Raw genomic sequence first — 5,493 nt, forward strand, 5'->3', positions numbered from 1 at the left:
CCCGCCACACCGGCACCGGCACCGGGCGGTCCGGTACGCAGCCGGGCCCGGCGCCTCGGGCCGGACCTGCGGGCGGCGGCCGCGGACCAGGAGGCGGAGCCGGACGCAGCACCGCCGCCGACGGCCGCGCCGGCGACCCGGCGGCCGGAACGGCCGGGAATACGGTCGGCGCCGGGGGTGCGGCGCACCCGCACCGCGCCGGCGCTGGGCACGAAGGACATCGCGGTGGTCGCCACGCTCCTGGAGGCTGTGAAACACCAGCGCGCACGCTGCCCGGAGCACTTCGCCCCGGACGGCCGGCACGGGTTGCACGTCCGGCGGGACGACCTGCGGCAGTACCGGCGGGACCGGACCGCGCGGCGGCACCTGGTGCTGGTCATCGACCACACCTGCCGCCGCGGGTGGGACTGGGGTGCGGCTCTGGCGCCGTACCTGCGCGCTGCCTACGCGAGCCGCAGCCCGGTCGATGTGATCGAGGTCGGTGCGGCCGGCGCACCGGCCGAGGCCCGGGCCACCTCGCTGCGTCTCGCCGGCGTGCTCGACCCACGCATGGACGCCGTGCTGACCCGGGCCGCCGGCCGGGCCACTCCGCTGGCGCACGGGCTCGACCTGGCCGCGACAGCGCTGCGCCGGGCGTTGCGTCGCGATCGGCACGCGCGGGCGAACGGATTTCTCGTGGTGCTGACGGACGGCCTGGGTAACGTGCCGCGGGCGGCCAGTGAGGCCGGGCAGCTGCCGGATCGGGCCGGGGCGGAGGGCGTCCGGGACGCGCTGGCCAGTGCCCGCGGCATCCGGTCGCTCCAGCGAGTCGGCGCTGTGCTGCTCGCGCCGCCGGCCGTCGCGCACGAGAGCATCCTGCGCCGGCTGGCCGCCAGTCTGGGCGCCACCGTCGTGCGACCCGGCGGTGGCGATGGCTGAGCCGGTCAGCCCGACCCGGCAGTACCTGTTCGGCGGGGGCCCGCCACCGGTCACCGTGGAAGCCCGGCCGGGCACCGACGCCCGGGACCAGGTGCCCGCCGCCGGACCGGCCACCGGGCTCGGCGCGGCGCCGGCCGACCCGTTCGCCGGGCTGCCGCCGGGAACCGCGCAGTTGATCGTGCTGCCGGGCCTGGGTGGACAGATGTTCCGGCTGATCGGCAACTGCTGCTGCGGCGACCTGGAACCGCACTACAAGCGCCGCAACGAGGAGCCGGAGCACGTACGCCCGGATCCGCTCCCGCTGGGCCGCCGGGTTTCCCGCGACGCCCGGGCCGGCGGCGAGCGGCCCACCCGGACCCTGAAACGCATGGTGGGCTGGTCGCAGCAGAAGGCGGCGCTCACCGAGTGGCTCAGCCGGCTGCGCCGCCAGCACCCCCGCCAGCTCACCCTGGTGATCTGGGACTACACCGACCACGACCTGCCCTGGGAGATGTTCTTTCTCGGCCGGCAGCGGGCCGGTCCGCAAGGACCGGCGCTGGCCGCCGACTGGCTGGGCTGCGCCGCGACCGTGGTGCGCTGGACGAAGGTGGTCACCACGGCGGACAACGCCGTGCCCGGCCCGGTCGAGCCGGTCGCCTGCGCCGGGACCGTCCTCGCCTACGTCGCCGCCGACGAGGCCATGCAGCCGGACAAGGCGTTGATGGAGTCCCTCGGCGCGGTCCGCCGCGAGACACTCGCCGACCTGATCACCAGCCTCGATGACAGCGGCGAGAGCGACGGGGTCGGCCTGATCTACGTGGCCTGTCACGGCGACTACGCCGACGACTACTTCGGTTTCCGGCTCGACGGCACGATCAGCGTCGGCGACCTGGACGGGCGCGGGCTGCCCGGCCTGGCCGGCGCGCGCCCGCTGGTGTTCCTGAACGCCTGCCACTCGGCCCGGATGGTGGACGCCTCCGCCGACCTCGGCGAGAACGCCCTGGCCGGATTCACCGAGATCTTCCTGCGGGCCGGCGCCGGTGGCTTCCTCGGCGCGAGCGGCGCGGTCCAGGAACCGGCCGCGCAGGCGGTGGTCCGTGACCTGCTCGGCCGGATCCGGGCGACGCCGGACCGGCCGGTGGCCCGCATCCTGCAGGAATACCGGCAGAGCGTGGCACCGAAGGGCGGGGAACTTCCGCTGGGCGACGACGACGCCACCGCCGCCGCACTGCTCCCGTTCTTCTACGGGTTCATGTACCTGTTCTTCGGCAGTCCGCTGACCACGCTGCGGCTCGACGGCGAGGCCCGGCCATGACGGCGCCGGTCCAGCTGCTGCTCGAACCCGTGGTGCGCTGGCCGCGGCACGCGGTCGTGGGCCAGCCCTACCTGGTCGAGGTGGACCTGCAGATCGCCGGCGACCCGCCGGGCTGGCCGTACGACGACGAGGAGGTGGGCCTGCTCTGCCTGCTCGCCGGCACGCCCGGCCTGCGGGTCGAGGCGGTGGACACGCCGACCGTGGTGGTGCACCGGTTCGGCGGGAGCTACGGCCCGGCGCGGTATCTCGTGACACCCGAGCGAACGGCCGCGGACGTCGGCCTCGTGCTGACCGTGGCGACGCGGCGCGGGGTGCCGGTCCGCACCGAACGGCTACCGCTGACGGTCAGCGAGGCGGCCGGCGGGGGCGAGTCGACGGTGCTGACCGGCGGCGGTTCCGGTCGGGTGCCGGAGCGGCCGGCGCCGGAGCGGCCCGCGGAGATGCCGCCGGAGCCGGAGTCCGGGAGCGAGCCTCGCCGGGCCCTGGTGTCGGTCCGCGTCGAATCCGACATGCTGAACCCGCGGCGAGCCTTCGTGACGACCGAACTCATGCTCGACGAGCAGCGGTGGACGGTCGCGGACGAGCCGGCGCCGGTTCCGTCCGCGGAGGTCATGGCGGTCGGCGGCGTTCATTTGGAGGAGGCGCTGGACCGGATCGGCGCGGCGGACCTGCTCGTCGAGTTCGTGGTGCCGCCCAACCTGTCCGGCATACCGTTCGAGCGGTGCCTGGCGCTGACGACCGGACTCCCCACCGAGATCGGCCGGACCTATCCGGTGGTGGTGACGGTCGCGCTCGGCGGCGATGTGGTGGCGAGGGACCGGTGGCAGGCCACCCAGGCGATGCCGGTCGTCTTCCTGGATTCCGAGCGGCCGACGGCCGCACTGGTCGTCCGGATCGAGATGGGTAGACCGGCCCTGGTGGCGATGGCGGCCCCGGGCGACGCGCACCCGGACGCCGCGGTGACGGCCCTTCGGGCCGGAGCGCCCGGCGTGCTGTGGAGCCGGCAGCCGGCTCGCCTCGAAGCCTTCAAGGACCTGGTCGCTGCTGAGCCCGAGCAGACTTTCGGCCAGTGGGCCGAGGCGGTGCGGCGGTGGCGCTCCGACGGTTGGGACGTGGCCCTGCTGGCGCGCGAGGCGATGCTGCCGCGGGCCGAGCCGTTCCTGATGTTCCCGCCCGCCGAGGAGTGACCGCGGGCCGGGGCCGCCGCATCGGCGCCCCCGGCCCGTGCGGGTCAGACGTTCGGGGCGTCCCAGAAGACGTAGAGGGCGCCGTAGTTGACAGTCGCGGTCTGGCCGGCCGTGCAGCTGCCGGTGGGTGCGACGCCGCCGGAGGTGTAGAGGCGGTTGATGTAGTCGGACTTGCTCAGGATGCCCTTGCCGGTGCGCTTGTCGACCTTCAGCAGCAGTTCCTGGATGGTGCCCTCACGCGGCACGCCGGCCTCGCGGACCGCGGTCACCAGCGAACCGTCCTTCACGGACTGCCAGCTCGGGCCGCCGAAGTGGTGGATCTTGCCGGCGGTGCCGATCAGCTGCGCCTCCGGCACCGAGCCGCCGGTGAACGCGCCCGTGGTGGCGCCCGCGGCAACCACGCAGGTGTACGTCTGGGTGCCGCTCGCGACGAGCCAGGCGCCGACCGGGCGCGAGCCGGCGGGTGGCCGGATCGCCTCGGGGATCAGCGAGATGGCCGCCGCGCTGAGGCCGCTCGCCGCCGCGTCCTTGGCTGGTTTCGCCTGCGCGGCCCCGCCGACCGCGAGGAACGCGCCGGTCACCCCGATGACCGCGAACGCGCGCAGGATGGAGCGAGTGTGGTTGAACATGTGTTTCCCCCTGACAAAATTTCGGTGGGTTCCCTTCCCACCCACCCCACTCACGGACCGCCGGGCCGGTCCGATCTAGATCAACTTGGTTCCTGACCGTTCGGCTTCACGGCCTCGGCCGAACGGTCAGAGCAGATCTTGAGAATGCATCCTGCGTCGGCCGCTACCAGCAAGTTCGGAAGGTGCCGCAGCGGGCGGACGGCCGTGCGCCGGCACCTAGCTCGAACTGCTCGGACGGGACTCGTGTTCGAGCGTACTTTCAAAGGTTTTTGGAAGTTACGGCGGTGGAGGCGCGCGGGATCAGGCGGCCGGGGAGCGCGTGGCGGCCGTGCGCGGGATTGCCGTTGATGGCCGCCAGCAGGAGTTCGGCGGCGGTGCGGCCGATGCCCTCAAGGTCCATGTCAATGCTGGTCAGGGCCGGTCGGCAGCCGTCGACCATGATGTCCCAATTGTCGAAGCCGACCAGCGCTACGTCGCCGGGGATGCTCCGGCCGGCCTCCTGGAACGTCTCGGCCAGGCCCCGCGCGATCTGGTCGCTGCCGCAGAAGACGGCGTCCACCTCGGCGCCGGTGGACAGCAGGATGCCGGCGGCCTGGCGGCCCCACGCCTCGCTCCACTCGCCGAACAGGACCGGAGCGGCGGGTTCCAGACCGGCGGTGGCGATCGACTTCAGGGTGGCGTCGGCCCGGATGGTGGCGGAGTGGTGGTGTTCGGGGCCGGTCACGTGGGCGATGCGGCGGCGACCGACGGCCAGCAGATGTTCCACGGCCCGGCGGGCGCCGTCGGCCTCGTCGGGGACCACCGAGCAGTCCCGGGGGTCGGCGGAGGAGATGAACGCGTAGACCACCGGGACCGGGACGGCGGCGCCGATCGGCGGACGGGCCTGGGTGCGGCGGCCGGTCACGATGATGCCGTCGACCTGGCGGCCCAGCAGCGTGCGCAGGTAATACTGCTCGCGGATCGGGTCGTCGCGGGCGTCGCACAGGAAGACCGAGACCTGGCCGGCGCCGAGCGCGTCCTCGGCGCCGATCAGCAGCGGGATGCTGAACCGGCCGATGCTGTCCGTGGTGATCATGCCGACCGTGTAGGTGCGGCCGGCCTGCAGGCTGCGGGCGGCGGCGTTGGCGACGAAACCGAGTTGCTCGGCGGCGGCCTGCACCCGCTGCCGGGTTTCCGGGCGCAGCGCGCCGCGGCCGTTCAACGCCTTGGACGCCGTGCCGGGTGAGACGCCGGCCAGCGCCGCAACCTCGCTGATGGTGGCGGCCCGGTCTGCTTTCTGGATGGCGCCCAGCGTTTCCTCCCCGTTTCCGGTCCCGACTTTCAGAACGGTAACTTCCCCTTGACACAGCCGCAAGAGGCTCCCTAGCGTGCGAGGGCAATCGTTTTCCTTGCCGTTTCCTCGACCCGTCCTCCTTCCCTAGGGGTACCGATATGACCCTCTTCCGCGGGCTGGCCGCCGTGGCGG

Annotated in this window: 6 protein-coding genes; 3 read left to right on the plus strand and 3 right to left on the minus strand. The window is 73.7% G+C overall.

The annotated features are described in order from the left end of the window. The coding region (locus Ari01nite_RS31935; protein ID WP_203785956.1) for a hypothetical protein at nt 1–236 on the minus strand (236 nt) is incomplete at its 3' end. On the opposite strand from Ari01nite_RS31935, the gene Ari01nite_RS31940 reads away from it, so the two are divergent. Genes Ari01nite_RS31940 through Ari01nite_RS31950 form a run of 3 tightly spaced genes read left to right on the plus strand, consistent with a single transcriptional unit; the run spans nt 226 to nt 3,399 of the window. After that, nucleotides 226–918 carry a hypothetical protein gene (locus tag Ari01nite_RS31940; RefSeq protein ID WP_203785957.1) on the plus strand — a complete coding sequence of 231 codons (693 nt, stop codon included), beginning with the start codon at nt 226–228 and terminating at the stop codon, nt 916–918. The two genes, Ari01nite_RS31935 and Ari01nite_RS31940, sit on opposite strands and share 11 nt — an antisense overlap. Beyond that, nucleotides 911–2,212, plus strand: a complete 1,302-nt coding sequence (locus tag Ari01nite_RS31945; protein WP_203785958.1) for a CHAT domain-containing protein — start codon at nt 911–913, stop codon at nt 2,210–2,212. Before Ari01nite_RS31940 ends, Ari01nite_RS31945 begins: the two co-directional genes overlap by 8 nt. Next, entirely contained in the window at nt 2,209–3,399 is a 1,191-nt protein-coding gene (locus Ari01nite_RS31950) for a VMAP-C domain-containing protein (protein WP_203785959.1), read from the plus strand. The genes Ari01nite_RS31945 and Ari01nite_RS31950 overlap by 4 nt, the downstream gene beginning before the upstream one ends. A 44-nt stretch (nt 3,400–3,443) precedes the next feature. Here the strand turns inward: Ari01nite_RS31950 and Ari01nite_RS31955 are convergent, their stop codons facing one another. Together Ari01nite_RS31955 and Ari01nite_RS31960 are read right to left on the minus strand one after the other, a co-directional pair. Continuing rightward, nucleotides 3,444–4,028 carry a DUF3455 domain-containing protein gene (locus Ari01nite_RS31955; RefSeq protein WP_203785960.1) on the minus strand — a complete coding sequence of 195 codons (585 nt, stop codon included), beginning with the start codon at nt 4,026–4,028 and terminating at the stop codon, nt 3,444–3,446. Nucleotides 4,029–4,287: 259 nt separating this feature from the next. Further along, on the minus strand, nt 4,288–5,310 hold the full coding sequence (locus tag Ari01nite_RS31960; RefSeq protein WP_438872254.1) for a LacI family DNA-binding transcriptional regulator: 1,023 nt from the start codon (nt 5,308–5,310) through the stop codon (nt 4,288–4,290). Nucleotides 5,311–5,493 lie beyond the last annotated feature (183 nt).

The sequence above is a fragment of the Paractinoplanes rishiriensis genome (genome assembly GCF_016862375.1).
GTDB lineage: Bacteria > Actinomycetota > Actinomycetes > Mycobacteriales > Micromonosporaceae > Actinoplanes > Actinoplanes rishiriensis.